Genomic DNA, 16,597 nt, shown 5'->3' with positions numbered 1-16,597 from the left:
GGGCGCGGTGGCTCCCGCGCGGGAGTACCCGCTGACACCCGCGCCCCGGTCCACCGCGCCCACCACGAAACCACGAGGATGCTATGTCGTGGCCGCTTAAGCCGGTAACGGCAGATGGGCGGACAAGCAGTGTGTTCGCCATCATAGGTCTGACCGCGAAACCACTGCCGCCAGCAAGATCGCAGCCGCCCGCGCCGGTAACGGCAGGATGCAAGCAGAACCACGAGCCCCACGACGAAACCAGCAACACGAGAAACTCCAACGTCTCTGCCCCTGCCGGCCAGGCAGCCCGCTTTCTTTGCCTACTTTCTTTTCGGGGAAAAGAAAGTAGGTCGCTCCGGGGGAGCGAAAGCCGTTGACTTTGACTTTGACTGTGAGGTTGACGTTGACGTTGAAGCACAAGCGCCAACCACAAGACACCAGCGCATCAAACAACACCAGCCATCAACAACCCCATCTCAAAAAGTCGGCAACAACTCCGGCGGATGCGCCCGCAGCTGTGCCCTGGCATCCCGGAACTCAGGAAAGATCGATGCCACCGTATCCCAGAACCTTGGACTGTGGTTCATCTCCTTGAGATGCGCCAGCTCATGCGCAGCCACGTAGTCGATCATCGACAGCGGGAAATGCATCAGCCGCCAGTTCAGGCGGATCTTGCCGTCGGCGGTGCAGCTGCCCCAGCGCGTGGCGGCGGAGGTCAGGGCGAAGGCGTTGTGGCGCACGCCGAGCTTGTTGGCGTAGATATCCAGGCGCTGTGCCAGCAGGCGCCTGGCCTGGCCTTGCAGCCAGCCCTGCACGCGATCCTTGATCTGCTGCTCGTCGGCGTTGGCCGGCAGCGCCAGGTGCAGCGTGCGGGTGTCGGCGTCGAACACCAGGACGCCGGCGGGCGATTCGAGCTTCAGCGTGATGGGCTGGCCCAGGAAGGGCAGGCTGGCGCCTTCGCGCCATTGCACGGTAGGCAGCACGCGGCGGGCTTCGCGGTGCTGCCATTCGCCCAGCTTGTTGAAGATCCAGCGCTGCTTTTCGAAGATGGCGGATTCGATGTCGGCCAGGGTTACCCAGCGTGGCGCGGTGATGGACAGGCCGCGGTCGTCCACGGTGAAGCCGATGGTCCGGCGCGAAGAGCGCTTGAGCGTGTAGTGCACGCTGCGTTCGCCGACCTGCAGGCGGCGAGCGTTGGGTTGCGGCAGCGGCCAGGGCTGCGCGACGGGCAAGAGGGGCTGCGCCGGCGCGAATCCCCCTGGCACCGTGCCGGGCGCCTTGTCCTCGCCGGCAAGGGCGTCGGACAACGGCAGCTCCATCTGGGAACCTGGGGCGTCGGGGGATTGGCGCAGCAATTTCATGCGGGCTCGCGGCTCCGGTAGCTCTCGGCGTCGATTCTACGCATATCTTGCTCGATCCACGCTTCAACCTCTTGATTGAGTTGATCGGCGGTCTTGTTGGCCGAGGGGATCGGCGGGCCGACCGAAACCGTGATGGTGCCCGGATATTTCAGGAACGTATTGCGCGGCCAGAGGCGGCCGGAGTTGACCGCGAGCGGCACCACCCAGGCGCCGGTCTCCACCGCGAGCCGTGCGCCACCGCTCTTGTAGCGGGTCTTTTCCAGGCCCGAGGGCGTGCGCGTGCCTTCCGGGAACATGATGATCCAGGCGCCTTCGGCCAACCGTTCGCGGCCCTGGCGCACGGCCGAGGCAAACGCGCGGGTGCCTTCCTTGCGGTTGATATGCACCATCTTGAGCATGCCGAGGGCCCAGCCGAAGAAGGGCACCATCAGCAGTTCGCGCTTGAACACGAAGCACATCGGCTTGGGCATGGTGGCCACGTAGGCCACGGTTTCCCAGGCCGACTGGTGCTTGGACAGCACTACCACCGGCTTGTCGAGCACGCTGTCGAAGTTCTCGTAGCCTTCGAAGCGGTAGCGGATGCCGCAGATCAGCGCCGCCGCGCCGATCACCAGCCGCGGCCAGCCGCGTACGAAGGCGTAGCGGCGGTTGGCGCTCATGAACGGGAAGGCGATGAAGCACGCGCAGGCGTAAGGCGGCGTCAATACCAGCAGGTACAGCGCGAACAGCAGGGAACGAAGAAAGATCATTGGCGCAGTAAGGGGGGTCAGGAGGCGGCCAGGCGCGGAGCGCCGTCACCGGTGAGCAGCCAGCGCGCGAAGGCGCGCAGGTCATCGTGGACCAGCGTGCCCGCCGGCAGGCCGCCCTTCTCGAAGGTCTTGGCGCCCTTGCCGGTCAGCACCAGGTGCGGAGCGCAGGCCATCGCCACGCCGGCTTGGAGGTCGCGCAGCGAATCGCCCACCAGCGGCACGCCCTTGAGCTCGATGCCGAAGCGGTCCGACAGCTCTTCGAGCATGCCGGGCTTGGGCTTGCGGCAGTCGCAGCCGTCCGCCGCGGTATGCGGGCAGAAGAAGACCGCATCGACGCGCCCGCCGAGATTGGCCAGCGCCTTGTGCATCTTCTCGTGCATGGCGTTGAGCGCGCTCATCTCGAACAGGCCGCGGCCGATGCCGGACTGGTTGCTGACGATCACCACGCGATGGCCGGCCTGGTTGAGCGAGGCGATCGCTTCCAGGCTGCCGTCGATGGCGATCCATTCGTCCGGTGTCTTGATGAACTGGTCGCTGTCGAGGTTGACCACCCCGTCGCGGTCCAGGATGACAAGCTTGGGCGGTGTCTGCGGCATGATGGCCTCCGGGTATGGTGCCGCCGCTTACGCGGCGAGCTTGGAGATGTCGGCCACGCGGTTGGCCAGCACGTGCAGCGAGGCCAGCAATGCCAGCCGGTTGGCGCGCAGCTGCGCATCCTCGGCCATCACCATGACGTCGTTGAAGAAGCGGTCCACTGCGTCGCGCAGCTGCGCCAGGTCGCGCAGCGCGGCGGCGAAGTCGCCGCTGGCGAAGGCGGCTTCCACCTGCGGGCGCACGCTTTCCACGGCGCCGTGCAGCGCGCTTTCGGCGGCTTCCTGCAGCAGCGCCGGCTGCACCTGGCCCACGGGATCGGTGTTCTTGCGCAGGATGTTGGTGATGCGCTTGTTGGCCGCGGCCAGGGCTTCGGCCTCGGGCAGGGCGGCGAAGGTGCGCACGGCTTCCAGGCGCGCCAGGATGTCGTCCAGGCGCTGCGGGCGCTGGCTTACCACCGCTTCGACTTCATTGCTGGTGTAGCCCTTGTCCTTCAGGTAGCCGCGCAGGCGGTCGTAGAGGAAGTCGGCGATGGCGTCCTGCGCCGGCTTGACCGCGGCGATGCCGGCGAAGGACTGCTGTGCGATCTGCAGCAGCGCGTCCACCGACAGCGGCAGCGGCGTCTCCACCAGCATGCGCAGGATGCCCAGCGCATGGCGGCGCAGCGCGAACGGGTCCTTCTCGCCGGTGGGCGACAGGCCGATGCCCCAGATGCCGACCAGCGTCTCGAGCTTGTCGGCCAGTGCCACGGCCAGGCTCACCGCGCCCGCGGGCAGCGCATCGCCGGCAAAGCGCGGGCGATAGTGCTCGGAGCAGGCCAGCGCCACTTCTTCAGCCTCGCTGTCGTGGCGCGCGTAGTAGGTGCCCATGGTGCCCTGCAGCTCGGGGAATTCGCCCACCATGTCGGTCAGCAGGTCGGCCTTGGCCAGCTCGGCGCCGCGCATGGCGGCCGCCTTGTCGACGGCGAGGCCCGCCGCGGCCATGGCATCGGCGATATGGCCGGCAATCTGCTGCAGGCGCTGCACGCGGTCGAGCTGCGTGCCGATCTTGTTGTGGTAGACCACGCTGCCCAGTTGCGGCACGCGCGAGGCCAGGGTCTTCTTGCGGTCCTGGTCGAAGAAGAACTTGGCGTCCGCCAGGCGCGGGCGCACCACGCGCTCGTTGCCGGTGATGATGGACTGCGGCGTGTCGGTGGCCAGGTTGGAGACGATCAGGAAGCGATTGCGCAGGTGGCCGGCGGCGTCGGTCAGGGCGAAGTACTTCTGGTTGGTCTGCATGGTCAGGATCAGGCATTCCTGCGGGACTTCGAGGAAGGCCTCCTCGAAGTGGCAGGGATAGACCACGGGCCATTCGACCAGCGAGTTGACCTCGTCGAGCAGGGCGTCGGGCATGATGACCTGGTCGGCGCCGGCCTGCTCCAGCAGCGTGGTGCGGATGCGCTCGCGGCGCCCGGCGTAGCTGGCCAGCACGCGGCCCTTCGATTCCAGCACGGCGGCGTATTCGCCGGCATGGGCGATCTCGATCTCGCCGTCCGACAGGAAGCGGTGGCCCAGCGTGGTCCGGCCTGCCTGCAGCCCCAGCGCGCTCACCGGCACCACTTCGGCGCCGAGCAGGGCGATCAGGCGGTGCGCGGGGCGCACGAAGTTCACGGTGCTGCCGTCCGGGCGCTGGTAGCTCATCACCTTGGGGATGGGCAGGCGGGCGATGGTGTCGTCGAGCGCGGCCTGCAGGCCTGCCACCAGTTCCGCGCCGCGCGCGGTGTAGCGGTAGAACAAGGCGTCCGCCTTGCCGTCGGAGGCGCGCTCCAGGCCCTGCCAGTCGATCGACTCGACGCCCACCGACTTGGCCAGCGCGGCCAGCTTCTTGGCCAGCGGGGCGGTCGGCTCGCCATTGGCGTCGAGCGCCACGGACAGCGGCAGCACCTTCTCGCGCTGCTCGCGGTCGGGCGCGTTGCGGCGCACGCGGGTCACCTGCGCGGCCAGGCGGCGCGGCGTGGCGAACGCGGTGACGGCGGCGCCGTCATCGAGCAGGCCTTGGCCCGAAAGGCCCGCGAACAGGCCCTGCGCGAAGGCGTCGCCCAGTCGCGCCAGCGCCTTGGGCGGCAGCTCTTCGGTGAACAGCTCGATCAGCAGCGTATCGTTCGAATCGGTCAGGAGTTGCGACATGAATCGTTTCCAGCAAGTTGGGGCACGCGCTGCGCGTCAGCAGCGCGGTGCGGTAGTGGGTTCTACGCCGGACAGCAGCCACAGGCCGTTCTGCTGGCGGAATTGCAGCGTGGTCGCCACGCACTCAGTGTCTGCGCCGGCGGCGCTGCTGCCGCGTGCGCCAGGCGCGCCGGGAGCGGGACGCGGCGCGAAGAAGCGCGCATCGAGCCGGCGCAGGCGCTTGTCGTAGCGGATCTCGTCGATGCGGCCGCTGACCCAGAAATCGATCCTGGGCGGCAGCTGCGCCGCCGAGTAGTAGGTCTTGATCTGGCGCCGCACCCGGCCGTTGACGGTTTCGGTCTCGGTCCAGGTCAGCGGGTAGCGGATTGCGCTCTCGTAGGCGCGCAACGGCACGCGGTGCCAGCCCAGGTCCTTGGAGCCCGACAGGTCGCACGAGAACGTGCGCACCAGCTGGGTCCACTGGTCCAGCGAGTTGTTGGGGCCGAACGCACCATGCCAGTGCCGGTCGATGGCCTGTTGCAGCGCCTGCGGATTGGCCTCGCACACATTGGACAGGTCGGCCGGCAGGTACAGCACCTGCGGGCTGGGCACGGGCACGGCGGCCCTGGCGGCGCCATGCGCGGCCAGGGCCAGCACCGCCAGGGCAGCGCCCCGGCGCAAGGCGCCGCGCGCGGCGCGCGTCATGCGGCAGCCTCGCGCTCGCACATCGGGAAGCCGAGCGCCTCGCGCGATTCGTAATAGGCCTGTGCGACCGAGCGCGACAGGTTGCGGATGCGACCGATGTAGGCGGCGCGCTCGGTGACCGAGATCGCGCCGCGCGCGTCCAGCAGGTTGAAGGTATGCGCGGCCTTGAGCAGCTGCTCGTAGGCCGGCAGCGGCAGGCGCTTGGCGGCCTGCGCGGCGGCGTCTTCCGATGCCTCCTGCTGCCCCTCGACGGTACCCATCAGGCGCTTGGCTTCCGCCTCGTGCTCCGAGAAGTGACGGAACAGGATTTCCGCGTTGCTCTGCTCGAAGTTGTAGGTGGACTGCTCCACTTCGTTCTGGTGGTACACGTCGCCGTAGGTCAGGCGGCGCGTCTTGCCGTTCTCTTCCCACTCGGTCCAGACCAGGTCATAGACGTTCTCGACCTTCTGCAGGTACATCGCCAGGCGCTCGATACCGTAGGTGATCTCGCCGGTGATGGGCTTGCAGTCGATGCCGCCGACCTGCTGGAAGTAGGTGAACTGCGTCACTTCCATGCCATTGAGCCAGACTTCCCAGCCCAGGCCCCAGGCGCCGAGCGTGGGGTTTTCCCAGTCGTCCTCGACAAAGCGGATGTCGTTCTGCTTGAGATCCAGGCCCAGCGCTTCCAGCGAGCCCAGGTACAGCTCCAGGATGTTCTCGGGCGCGGGCTTGAGCACCACCTGGTACTGGTAGTAGTGCTGCAGGCGGTTGGGATTCTCGCCGTAGCGCCCGTCCTTGGGGCGGCGCGACGGCTGCACATAGGCCGCGCGCCAGGGCTCGGGGCCGATTGCGCGCAGGAAGGTGTGCACGTGCGACGTGCCGGCGCCGACCTCCAGATCGATGGGTTGCAGGAGTGCGCAGCCCTGCCGGTCCCAGTAGGCCTGCAGGGTGAGGATCATTTGTTGGAAGGTCAGCATAGGCGAAGACGACGAAGACGAGTAAGGGCCCGCATGTGGTGCTCGATCACGCAGGGCCGGCAGGCAAGGGCGGAGGCCCGGCGGCAAAGCCGCCATGGCGACTCACGGGAATCGTGCCAAACCCTGAATTCTATCGGTTTTTTTTGCCCCGCCCGCCATCGGCACGGCCCTTGCATGTCTCGCGGCACCGGCGCAGCGCTGCGAGGCCGCGAGCGGGTGTCGGTGTTTCGCAACGAATCGGGTAAACACCGAAGCCTCCTAAAGGCCTGGCCGATACTTGTCGTTAGCGTTTTTGTATACAGTATTAGGTAGAGCTGTGCATAACAGCCGAACCGTCCGAATCAATCTATACGGGGGACACCGGTCATGTCGCTTCTTTCTCGCAAGCCCTATATCGTCGCCATCGCCGTGATGATCGCCGCCGCGCTGCTGTCTGCGGTGGCTGGCGTAGCGGCCTAGCCGCGCGCGCGCCGCCGCCAGGCGGCGGCCACCAGCACCAGCAGGCAGCAGGCCAGAGCGGGCACGTTGCCCCAGCGCACGAAGGGGGTGAGTCCCTGCGTGCCCTGCACCGTGGCCGCCAGCGTGCCGACCGTGAAGGTGGGCAGGCGTTCGCTCACCGTGCCATCCGGCCTCACCACGGCGGTCATGCCGGTATTGGTCGCGCGCAGCATCGGCCGGCGCGTTTCAAGTGCGCGCATGCGCGAGATCTGCAGATGCTGGTCCAGCGCGACGGTGTCGCCGAACCAGGCCAGGTTGGTGACGTTGGCCAGGATATTGGCCGGCACCGGCTGGCTGCGCAGGGTTTCGGCGATTTCCTCGCCGAACAGATCCTCGTAGCAGATATTGGGTGCCACCATGATGCCGCGCACCGGCAGCGGCGCCTGGTCCAGTCCGCCGCGGCGGAAATCCCCCAGCGGCATCTTCATCATGTTGACGAACCAGTGGAAGCCGAACGGGATGAACTCGCCGAACGGCACCAGGTGGTGCTTGTTGTAGCGGTAGAGCTGCTTGGTCAGCGGGCCCAGGCCGAACACACTGTTGGTGAAGTCGATCGGCGAATCCGCGCCTGCCGCGCCGAACAGCACGGTGGTGCCGCTGGCGGCGCTGAAATCGCGCAGCGCGATGGCAATGTCTACCGGCAGGTCCTGCAGGATCACCGGGAAGGCTGTCTCCGGCGTGACCACCAGGTCGGCCGGAGCCGCCGTGATGAGGTCGCGGTATAGCTCGATCGAGCGCTGCACGCCGACCGCTTCGAACTTGATGTCCTGCGCCACATTGCCTTGCAGCAGCCGCACCGAGACGGGCTTGCCGGCGGGCGTGGTCCAGGCCACCGGCGCCAGCGCCGCGCCAGCCAGGGGCAGGGCAAATGCGATCGCCAGGGCGATCAGGCCGTTGCGCCGGCTTCCGCGGCCCGCCCCGCGGCCGAAGCCGCGCACCGCCGCCACCAGCAGGGCGGCCACGGCCGCGGCCAGCGCACCGATGCCGTACACGCCCACCAGCGGCGCAAAGCCGGCCAGCGGGCCATCGCTGTGGGCGTAGCCGCTCGACAGCCACGGGAAGCCGGTAAAGATCACGCCGCGCAGCCATTCCGACAAGCCCCACGCCGCGCCGAAAGCCAGCGCGAGCCCCGGCGTGGACGACGAGCGCCGGCGTGCGCCCAGCCAGTGCCAGGCAGCGGCAGCCAGTGCCGGGTAGAGCGATAGAAAGGCGGCGAACAGCAGGACGGCCAGGATCGCCATCCAGGCCGGCATCTCGCCATAGACGTGCATGCTGATATAGAGCCACCACACGCCGGACAGGAACCAGCCCAGGCCGAAGGCGTAGGCGGTGGCGGCGGCGCTGCGCGCGCGCGGCGCGTCGGCGACCAGCGCTACCAGCCCGGCCAGCGACAGCAATTGAAGCCACCACCAGGTGTGCGGCGCGTAGGCCTGGGTATGGGCCACGCCGAGCATGGCGGCAAGCAGCAGGCGCGGCAGGCTGGCGCCGCGCGCGTCGTCGCGGCCGGCGCTTGCCGCGCCGGCATCGGTTGCGAACAGGCGCCTCATGCGCCGTCCACTTCAGGCGGGGCGAGGGCCGCTTCGCGGCGTACCAGCAGCAGGTGCGCCTGGCGGGCGTCGGCGCGCAGCACCTCGAAGCGGATCGGCGGCAACACCACCACCTCGCCGCGATGCGGCACATGGCCGAGGTGATTGCTCAGCAGGCCGCCCACGGTGTCCACGTCCTGGTCGGAGAAATGGGTGCCGAAGGTCTCGTTGAACTGCTCGATCTCGGTCAGGCCGTGCACGCGCCAGCCGCCGTCGGGCAGCTGCACGATGTTGTCGTGGTCCTCGTCGAGGTCGAATTCGTCCTCGATGTCGCCCACGATCTGCTCCAGCACGTCCTCGATGGTGACCAGGCCGGCGACACCGCCGTATTCGTCCACCACCATGGCGATGTGGTTGCGGTTGATGCGGAACTCGCGCAGCAGGATATTGAGGCGCTTCGATTCGGGAATGAAGACCGCCGGGCGCAGGGTCTCGCGCAGGTCGAATTCGTCGTCCGTGTAATAGCGCAGCAGATCCTTGGCCAGCAGGATGCCGATGACGTTGTCGCGGCTGCCTTCGTAGACGGGGAAGCGCGAGTGCGCTGTCTGCCGCATGAAGGGGATGAAGCTCTCCGGCGCATCGGCGATATTGACCATGTCCATCTGGCCGCGCGGCACCATGATGTCGCGCGCGGTCAGCTCGGAGACCTGGAATACGCCCTCGATCATGGAGAGCGAGTCGGCGTCGATCAGGTTGCGGGCGTGTGCGTCCTGCAGCACCGCCAGCAGTTCAACACGGGAATCGGGCTCGGGCGAAATGAAATCCGAAAGCCGTTCGAGCAGGGATCGGGGTCGGTCGGCTGGCTTCGAACTGGGATAAGGGTCGTTCATGGCGCGGCTAGCGCGTGGTGGAGATCGCTCAAAGGATACACCAAAAGAGTTTGCGTTCCGTGACAGCGCAAGGCCGCGCGACGCAGGCATCGCACCGCGCGGCCATGGGCGGGAGGGGCTCAGGCGCCCTTGCCGTGTGCCAGGTAGGGGTCGGCGAAACCGAGCGCCTGAAGCGTCTCGGTCTCGATCGCTTCCATCTCCTCGGCCTCGGCGTCGTCCTCGTGCTCGTAGCCCTGGGCGTGCAGCACGCCATGGACGATGAGATGGGCATAGTGCGCTTCGAGCGACTTCTTCTGCTCGCGTGCTTCCTGCTCCACCACCGGGCAGCACAGCACGATATCGCCGCTGACCGGGTCGGACTCGTGCTCGGCGTAGGCGAAGGTCAGCACATTGGTGGCGTAGTCCTTGCCGCGGTAGCTGCGGTTCAGGCCGCGGCCTTCTTCTTCGCCGACGAAGCGGATGGTCAGGGCGGCGTCGGCATAGAGCGCCGATTTCACCCAGGTCTGCACCTTGCGCTGCGTGGGCAGGCCGCGGCGGCCCTTGATGCCGTCGCCGTACTGCAGCGCCAGTTCCAGCCCGGGCGGCGTGGCGGGCGTGCCGGTGGTGGTGACCACGGGCGTGGCGGTGACAGCCACCGACAGCGCGTCATGGTTGTCCGGGCGCACCAGCAGGCCGGCCTGCTGGCGGTCGTCGGTGTGTTCGGCGAGCAGCGCGAGCACGCCGTCGGCGGCCTGCGAGAGGTCCACGGTGATGCTGCGGCCGTCGGGCAGCTGCACGCGCACGGCGTGGGCCTGCGCCTTGCGCGCGCGCCCGTCGGCGTCGAACAGGATCAGGCTGGCGGGGGCGCTCTTGGCGCTGGTGTTGGTGTTGGCGGTCATTCGGTCAGGCATCCCTGTGCTGGGCATGGTATTCGTCATAGGCATCCACGATGCGCGCCACCAGCGGATGGCGCACCACGTCGATGCTGGTAAAGCGGGTCATGGCGACGCCGCGCACGTCGCGCAGCACATGCTGCGCCTCCACCAGGCCGCTCTTCTGGCCGCGCGGCAGGTCGATCTGCGTGGTGTCGCCGGTGATCACGGCCTTGGCGCCGAAGCCGATCCGCGTCAGGAACATCTTCATCTGCTCCGGCGTGGTGTTCTGGGCTTCGTCCAGGATGATGAAGGCGTGGTTGAGCGTGCGCCCGCGCATATAGGCCAGCGGCGCGATCTCGATCATCTGCCGCTCGAACATCTTCTGCGTGCGGTCGTAGCCGAGCAGGTCGTACAGCGCGTCGTAGAGGGGGCGCAGATAGGGGTCGACCTTCTGCGCCAGGTCGCCCGGCAGGAAGCCCAGCCGCTCGCCGGCCTCCACCGCGGGGCGGGTCAGCACGATGCGCTTGACCGCGTCGCGCTCGAGCGCGTCCACGGCGCAGGCCACCGCCAGGTAGGTCTTGCCGGTGCCGGCCGGGCCGATGCCCAGGGTCAGGTCGTGGCCGAGGATATTGCGCAGGTAGTCGCGCTGCATCGGCGTGCGGCCCTGCAGCCCGGTGCGGCGCGTGTGCAGCACCGGCGAGTTGTCCTCGCCGGGATCGGCTTCGGCGGCGTCGCCGCCGTCCGGCACGTAGGCGCCGTGCGCGGCCGACTGGCGCGCCTCCACCAGGCCGAGCTGCACGTCGTCGATCGACAGCGTGCTGCGGGCCTGGTTATAGAAGCGCTCGAGCGCCGCCGCGGCTTCGCGCGCGTAAGTGCCACGCACCGTCATGCGGTGGCCGCGGCGCTGGATGGTGACGTCCATTGCCTGCTCGATCTGGCGCAGGTTTTCGTCCAGCGGCCCGCACAGGTTCTGCAGGCGGGTGTTGTCGTCCTTGGGGGCGACGAATTCTGCTGATGGGATCTTCATCTGGGAGCGGGGCTTCCGATCGGGGTTTCTTGTTGTCGTTCCGGTCTGCGCCGGCCGGTCTCGGCCTACTGGCGCACCACGATCTCGCCGCGCAGCGAATGCGGGAAGGCCTCGGTGATCGCCACCTCCACCATCTCGCCCACCAGGCGGTCGCGGCTGGCCTGCGGCACGCCGGGCAGCGCGAAGTTCACCACGCGGTTGTTCTCGGTGCGGCCGTGCAGCTCGGTGGGGTCCTTGCGCGCCGGGCCTTCGACCAGGATGCGCTGCACCGAGCCGACCATGCCGCGGCTGATGCGCTGCACGTTTTCTTCGATGGTGGCCTGCAGGTGCTGCAGGCGCCTGAGCTTGACCTCGTGCGGCGTGTCGTCCGACAGGTTGGCCGCCGGCGTGCCGGGGCGCGGGCTGAAGATGAAGGAGAACGAGGTGTCGTAGCCGATCTCCTCGATCATCGCCATCAGCTTGTCGAAGTCCGCGTCGGTCTCGCCGGGGAAGCCGACGATGAAGTCCGACGACAGCGACATGTCGGGGCGGATCGCGCGCAACTTGCGGATGATGCTCTTGTATTCCAGCACGCTGTAGCCGCGCTTCATCGCCATCAGGATGCGGTCCGACGCATGCTGCACCGGCAGGTGCAGGTGATTGACCAGCTTCGGGCAGCGCTCGTACATCTCGATCAGGCGCGAAGTGAATTCCTTCGGGTGGCTGGTGGTGTAGCGGATGCGCTCGATGCCGGGGATCTCGGCCACGTACTCGATCAGCAGCGCGAAGTCGGCGATCTCGCTGGTGCCGCCCATGGCGCCGCGGTAGGCGTTGACGTTCTGGCCCAGCAGCGTGACCTCGCGCACGCCTTGTTCGGCCAGGCCGGCGATCTCCGCCAGCACGTCTTCGAACGGGCGCGAGACTTCCTCGCCTCGGGTGTAGGGCACCACGCAGTAGCTGCAGTACTTGGAGCAGCCTTCCATGATCGAGACGAAGGCGCTCGGGCCGTCGACGCGCGCCGGCGGCAGGTAGTCGAATTTCTCGATCTCGGGGAAGGAGATGTCCACCTGCGAGCGGCCGGTCTGGCGGCGGCGGCTGATCATGTCGGGCAGGCGGTGCAGCGTTTGCGGGCCGAACACCACGTCCACGTAGGGCGCGCGCTGCACGATGGCAGCGCCTTCCTGGCTGGCCACGCAGCCGCCCACGCCGATCACCAGCTCGGGCTTGAGCGCCTTGAGCGCCTTCATGCGGCCCAGTTCGGAGAACACTTTCTCCTGTGCCTTCTCGCGCACCGAGCAGGTGTTGAAGAGGATCACGTCCGCGTCCTCGGGGTTGTCGGTCTTCTCCAGGCCTTCGGTGGCATGGAGCACGTCCACCATCTTGTCCGAGTCGTACTCGTTCATCTGGCAGCCGTACGTTTTGACAAATACTTTCTTCATGGTGCCGGTCTCAGTGGTTTACCTGGGGGCATCAGGGTTTGGGGGGACAAATACGCCCGGCGCCACGGCTGCGCGCCGCGGCCCGGGTAGCGATCATCGCGCCGCTTTCTGTTCCAGCTCGCTCAGCACCCAGGCCGTCAGCAACTGGCCATAGAGATCGAGCTTGAAGCGTACCGGCAGCTTCTGGCCGGCCACGGAGCCGATCGTCAGCAACTGGTTGTCGGTGCCGAACAACCGCAGCCCGGGCGCCACGCCCACGGTCTTGCCGTCGAGCGTGGCCGTCTGCGGCGCCGCCGGCGACGGCGCGGCCATCACCAGCCTGGCCTTGCCCGCGTCCGCGGGAATCACCCGCAGCGGCGCTTGCGCCTGCGCGCCTGCCGGCAGCAGGACGGCGCCCGCGGCGAGCGAAGCGGCAAGCAGGCAGGCACGGACGAACAGGGCAGGGCGCGCGGCACGGTTGGCTGGCATGGAGGCTCCGGCGTGGGGTTCGGGAACTGGGTTCGGAAAACGCTGGGACGCCTCGGAAAGCGCGGCGTAACCCACCATTCTACCGCGCTCGCGGGGCCTCCCGCGCTGCGCGCATGCCGGGCTAGAAAAGGCTGGATGCCTCTTGCAGCACACGTTGCTTGGACACGGTGCCCATCAGTTCCCGCCCGGCCACATCGCGGATCAGCGGGATCCGATTGAGCGCGTGATGGGTGAACAGTTGCAAGGCGTCGGGCAGGTGCGATTCGGGCGTCAGCGTGGGGAAGTCGCGCTCGCACAATCCCAGCAGCGCCGCCCCGGGCTGCTCGCGCAGCGCGCGCTGCACGGCGTGGATCGACAGCGCCCCGAGCAGGCGGCCATCGGGGCAGACCAGGTAGAGATAGCGCGTGCCGGTCTCGGCGAACTTGTCGCTGGCCTGCCCGAGCGTGGCGTCGGGGCCGATGGTGGTGTCGGTGGGATCGCACAGCCCGGCCAGCGTCAGCGCCCGCGCGCGCTCGGCCGCGGCCGAGGCTTGCGTACGCTCGGCCACCACACTATAGAGGGACAGCGTCTGGCAGCGCGAAGCCGTGTAGTAAGCCGCCGCCGCGCCGATCATGCCGGGCAGCAGCAGCGCCGGCGCCAGCGTCATCTCGAACACCATCAGCACGGACATCAGCGGCGCCTGGCTGGTGGCCGCGAGGAAGGCGCACATGCCCACCAGGGGCAGCAGCGGCGCGCCGCTGCCGCCGGGCACCGCGGGCGCCAGCAACTGGCCGAGCGCCGCGCCCACGAACAGCGACGGGGTGAACACCCCGCCCACCGCGCCCGAGCCCATGCTCAGCACGGTGGCCAGCAACTTGGCCAGCAGCACGCCGGCCAGCGGCACGCTGAGCGGGTGCGCCTGCAGGATCGACTGGATGGTGTAGTAGCCGTTGCCGACCACCTCGGGCACCCAGATCGCCAGCACGCCCACCATCGCGCCACCCAGCGCGAGGCGCGGCACCAGCCCGCCGGGCAGCCGCGAGAAGGCGCCCTTGGCCATCGCCGAGGCGCGCATGAAGCCGGCGCCGGCCACCCCGGCCAGCACGCCCAGCAGCGCGGCGGCCACGAGCATCGGCGGGTGCAGCATGTCCGATGGCACCACGAGCCCGGGATAGAGCGGCTGCAGGCCACCGTGCAACTGGCTGACCACGGTGCCTGCCACCGAGGCAAGGAACAGCGGCATCAGCCGCTGCACCGCCACCGCGCCAAATACCACCTCGGCGACGAACACCGCGGCCGAGAGCGGCGTGTGGTAGACCGAGGCCAGGCCGGCCGCGGCCGCGCAGGCAGTGAGCATGCGCCGCAGGTTGGTGTCGCCGTCCGGGCCCGGGCGCGTGCGCGCCGACGGGAAGAGCGATCCGCACAGCGCCGCCAGCTGGATCATGGCGCCTTCCTTGCCCACCGAACTCCCGGTGACGATGGAGCAGAACGAAGACAGCGCCCGCAGCAGGGTGATGCGCACCGGCAGGCGTCCGGTGCCGCTGGCAACCGCCTCCATATAGTCGGAGACGCCCGGCTGGGCCGCGTTGAGCCGCGCGGCGGCGGTCAGCAGCAGGCCGGCGACCACGCCCCCGAGCGTCGGGATGACCACGCGCCAGGCCAGCGCCAGTCCCGCGAACACCGTGACGATATCGGCACGCGTGCCGAACATGACCAGGCCGCTGGCGTCCAGCGCCTCCTTGAACAGGGTGGTGACGATGGCAGCGGCGATCCCGACCGGGATGGCCGTGAAAAGCGTGACTTCCTGGTCTTCGATGAATCGGAACCGCATCGTGTCTGCATCCGGGGGCGAGGGGCCAAGCGCCGGCCTGCGCCCGTGCGCCGCGCGGCCACGGGCCAGGCCGGGCAAGGCTTGGCTGGCAGCATCATAGCGCAGCGCACGCCTCTTTTTTCCAGGGGGCCTTGCAAAGAGGCGTGCCGCGCGCAATGACGCGGTGAACTTTCTGAAACAGGTGCGGCACCTGCGCGCAAACGCCAGGCTGTTACACTAGCGGTCTTTCCTCCAAAGAAGCGGGGGCAGTCGCCTCGCTTCGCCGGTCGTGTTTCCCGGTTTTCGGTTTTCTCACTCACGTCGCCCCCGCGATTGGCGCACCACGTGCGCAAAGGGCGGCCGAAGCGTCAATTCATGTCTTTTTCCGAACTTGGCTTGTCCGACAAGCTTGTGCGTGCCGTGGCCGAACAAGGCTATACCACGCCGACCCCGATTCAAGCGCAGGCGATTCCCGCCATCCTCAAGGGAGGCGACCTGCTCGCCGGCGCGCAGACCGGCACCGGCAAGACGGCCGGTTTCACGCTGCCGCTGCTGCAACTGCTGTCCCAATCCCCGGCCAGCCGCGAGCCCGTGCGCGGTCAGCGCGCGCCGGTGCGCGCACTGGTCCTGACCCCCACCCGTGAACTGGCGGCGCAGGTCGAGGAAAGCGTGCGCAACTACGGCAAGTACGTCAAGCTGCGCTCGATGGTGATGTTCGGCGGCGTGGGCATCAACCCGCAGATCGAACAGCTCAAGCGCGGCGTCGACATCGTCGTGGCCACCCCGGGCCGCCTGCTGGATCACTTGTCCCAGCGCACCATCGATCTCTCGCACGTGGAAATGCTGGTGCTGGACGAAGCCGACCGCATGCTCGACATGGGCTTCATCCACGACATCCGCAAGATCCTGAACGTCCTGCCGCCGAAGCGCCAGAACCTGCTGTTCTCGGCCACCTTCTCGGACGAGATCCGTGGCCTGGCCGACCGCCTGCTCGACAACCCCGCCTCGATCGAGGTGGCACGCCGCAATACCACCGCGGAAACCGTCGCCCAGCGCGTCTACCCGGTGGACCGCGAGCGCAAGCGCGAACTGCTGGCCCACCTGGTGCGCGAGCACGACTGGCACCAGGTGCTGGTGTTTACGCGGACCAAGCACGGCGCCAACCGCCTGGCCGAGCAGCTCGACAAGGAAGGCCTGTCGGCGCTGGCGATCCACGGCAACAAGAGCCAGTCCGCCCGCACGCGCGCGCTGACCGAGTTCAAGGCCGGCACGCTGCGCCTGCTGGTGGCTACCGATATCGCCGCGCGCGGGATCGACATCGACCAGCTGCCCCACGTGGTCAACTACGACCTGCCCAACGTGCCTGAAGACTATGTGCACCGGATCGGCCGTACCGGCCGCGCCGGCGCAGAGGGCGAGGCGATCTCGCTGGTGTGCGTGGACGAGGCCGCGCTGCTGCGCGATATCGAGCGCCTGATCAAGCGCCAGATCGAGAAGACCGTGCTGCCGGGCTTCGAGGTGGACCCCTCGATCCCGCCCGAGCCGATCCAGAAGGGACGGCAGGCACGCGGCCAGGGCAATGGCGGCGGCGGTGGCCGCGGCCGTGCCCCGGCTCCGGCGGGCGGCGGCCAGCCGCGCG

14 protein-coding genes are annotated in these 16,597 nt (G+C 68.3%); 1 reads left to right on the top strand and 13 read right to left on the bottom strand.

Features of this window, described 5'->3' with window-relative positions; genetic code table 11:
- Positions 1-458: 458 nt before the first annotated feature.
- The 13 genes from AB4Z48_RS39365 to AB4Z48_RS39305 form a co-directional block, all read right to left on the bottom strand.
- Positions 459-1,343 (bottom strand): M48 family metallopeptidase, encoded by an 885-nt coding sequence (locus tag AB4Z48_RS39365; RefSeq protein WP_441624140.1) that lies wholly within the window; start codon positions 1,341-1,343, stop codon positions 459-461.
- A complete protein-coding gene (locus AB4Z48_RS39360; protein WP_441624138.1) occupies positions 1,340-2,092 on the bottom strand; it encodes a lysophospholipid acyltransferase family protein in 753 nt (250 codons plus the stop codon). Before AB4Z48_RS39360 ends, AB4Z48_RS39365 begins: the two co-directional genes overlap by 4 nt.
- A gap of 17 nt (positions 2,093-2,109) precedes the next feature.
- Positions 2,110-2,688, bottom strand: a complete 579-nt coding sequence (gmhB, locus tag AB4Z48_RS39355; RefSeq protein ID WP_441624136.1) for a D-glycero-beta-D-manno-heptose 1,7-bisphosphate 7-phosphatase — start codon at positions 2,686-2,688, stop codon at positions 2,110-2,112.
- 27 nt (positions 2,689-2,715) lie between these two features.
- Positions 2,716-4,848 (bottom strand): glycine--tRNA ligase subunit beta, encoded by a 2,133-nt coding sequence (gene glyS / locus AB4Z48_RS39350; RefSeq protein WP_441624134.1) that lies wholly within the window; start codon positions 4,846-4,848, stop codon positions 2,716-2,718.
- 36 nt (positions 4,849-4,884) lie between these two features.
- Positions 4,885-5,532 carry a hypothetical protein gene (locus tag AB4Z48_RS39345; protein ID WP_441624132.1) on the bottom strand — a complete coding sequence of 216 codons (648 nt, stop codon included), beginning with the start codon at positions 5,530-5,532 and terminating at the stop codon, positions 4,885-4,887.
- Positions 5,529-6,488, bottom strand: a complete 960-nt coding sequence (gene glyQ, locus AB4Z48_RS39340) for a glycine--tRNA ligase subunit alpha (RefSeq protein WP_441624130.1) — start codon at positions 6,486-6,488, stop codon at positions 5,529-5,531. Before glyQ ends, AB4Z48_RS39345 begins: the two co-directional genes overlap by 4 nt.
- Before the next feature lie 455 nt (positions 6,489-6,943).
- On the bottom strand, positions 6,944-8,533 hold the full coding sequence (gene lnt / locus AB4Z48_RS39335; RefSeq protein WP_441624128.1) for an apolipoprotein N-acyltransferase: 1,590 nt from the start codon (positions 8,531-8,533) through the stop codon (positions 6,944-6,946).
- Positions 8,530-9,402, bottom strand: a complete 873-nt coding sequence (locus tag AB4Z48_RS39330) for an HlyC/CorC family transporter (RefSeq protein ID WP_441624126.1) — start codon at positions 9,400-9,402, stop codon at positions 8,530-8,532. The genes lnt and AB4Z48_RS39330 overlap by 4 nt, the downstream gene beginning before the upstream one ends.
- A 119-nt stretch (positions 9,403-9,521) precedes the next feature.
- Complete coding sequence (gene ybeY, locus AB4Z48_RS39325) at positions 9,522-10,280, bottom strand: rRNA maturation RNase YbeY (RefSeq protein ID WP_441624124.1); 759 nt, start codon at positions 10,278-10,280, stop codon at positions 9,522-9,524.
- A 4-nt stretch (positions 10,281-10,284) separates the two neighbouring features.
- Entirely contained in the window at positions 10,285-11,283 is a 999-nt protein-coding gene (locus AB4Z48_RS39320; protein WP_441624123.1) for a PhoH family protein, read from the bottom strand.
- Positions 11,284-11,348: 65 nt separating this feature from the next.
- Positions 11,349-12,701, bottom strand: a complete 1,353-nt coding sequence (gene miaB / locus AB4Z48_RS39315; protein WP_441624121.1) for a tRNA (N6-isopentenyl adenosine(37)-C2)-methylthiotransferase MiaB — start codon at positions 12,699-12,701, stop codon at positions 11,349-11,351.
- 93 nt (positions 12,702-12,794) lie between these two features.
- Positions 12,795-13,169, bottom strand: coding sequence for a hypothetical protein (locus AB4Z48_RS39310; RefSeq protein WP_441624119.1), 375 nt, complete (start codon positions 13,167-13,169; stop codon positions 12,795-12,797).
- A gap of 121 nt (positions 13,170-13,290) precedes the next feature.
- On the bottom strand, positions 13,291-14,979 hold the full coding sequence (locus AB4Z48_RS39305; RefSeq protein ID WP_441624117.1) for a ClcB-like voltage-gated chloride channel protein: 1,689 nt from the start codon (positions 14,977-14,979) through the stop codon (positions 13,291-13,293).
- A 354-nt stretch (positions 14,980-15,333) separates the two neighbouring features.
- Here AB4Z48_RS39305 and AB4Z48_RS39300 point away from each other — a divergent pair.
- On the top strand, positions 15,334-16,597 hold a 1,264-nt coding region (locus AB4Z48_RS39300), incomplete at its 3' end, for a DEAD/DEAH box helicase (protein ID WP_441624115.1).

Origin of the sequence: Cupriavidus sp. 2TAF22 (assembly GCF_052115045.1) — a bacterium.
Classification (GTDB): domain Bacteria; phylum Pseudomonadota; class Gammaproteobacteria; order Burkholderiales; family Burkholderiaceae; genus Cupriavidus.
The sequence above is the reverse complement of the archived record's forward strand: the minus strand, read 5'-3'. Positions and strand labels throughout refer to the sequence as shown.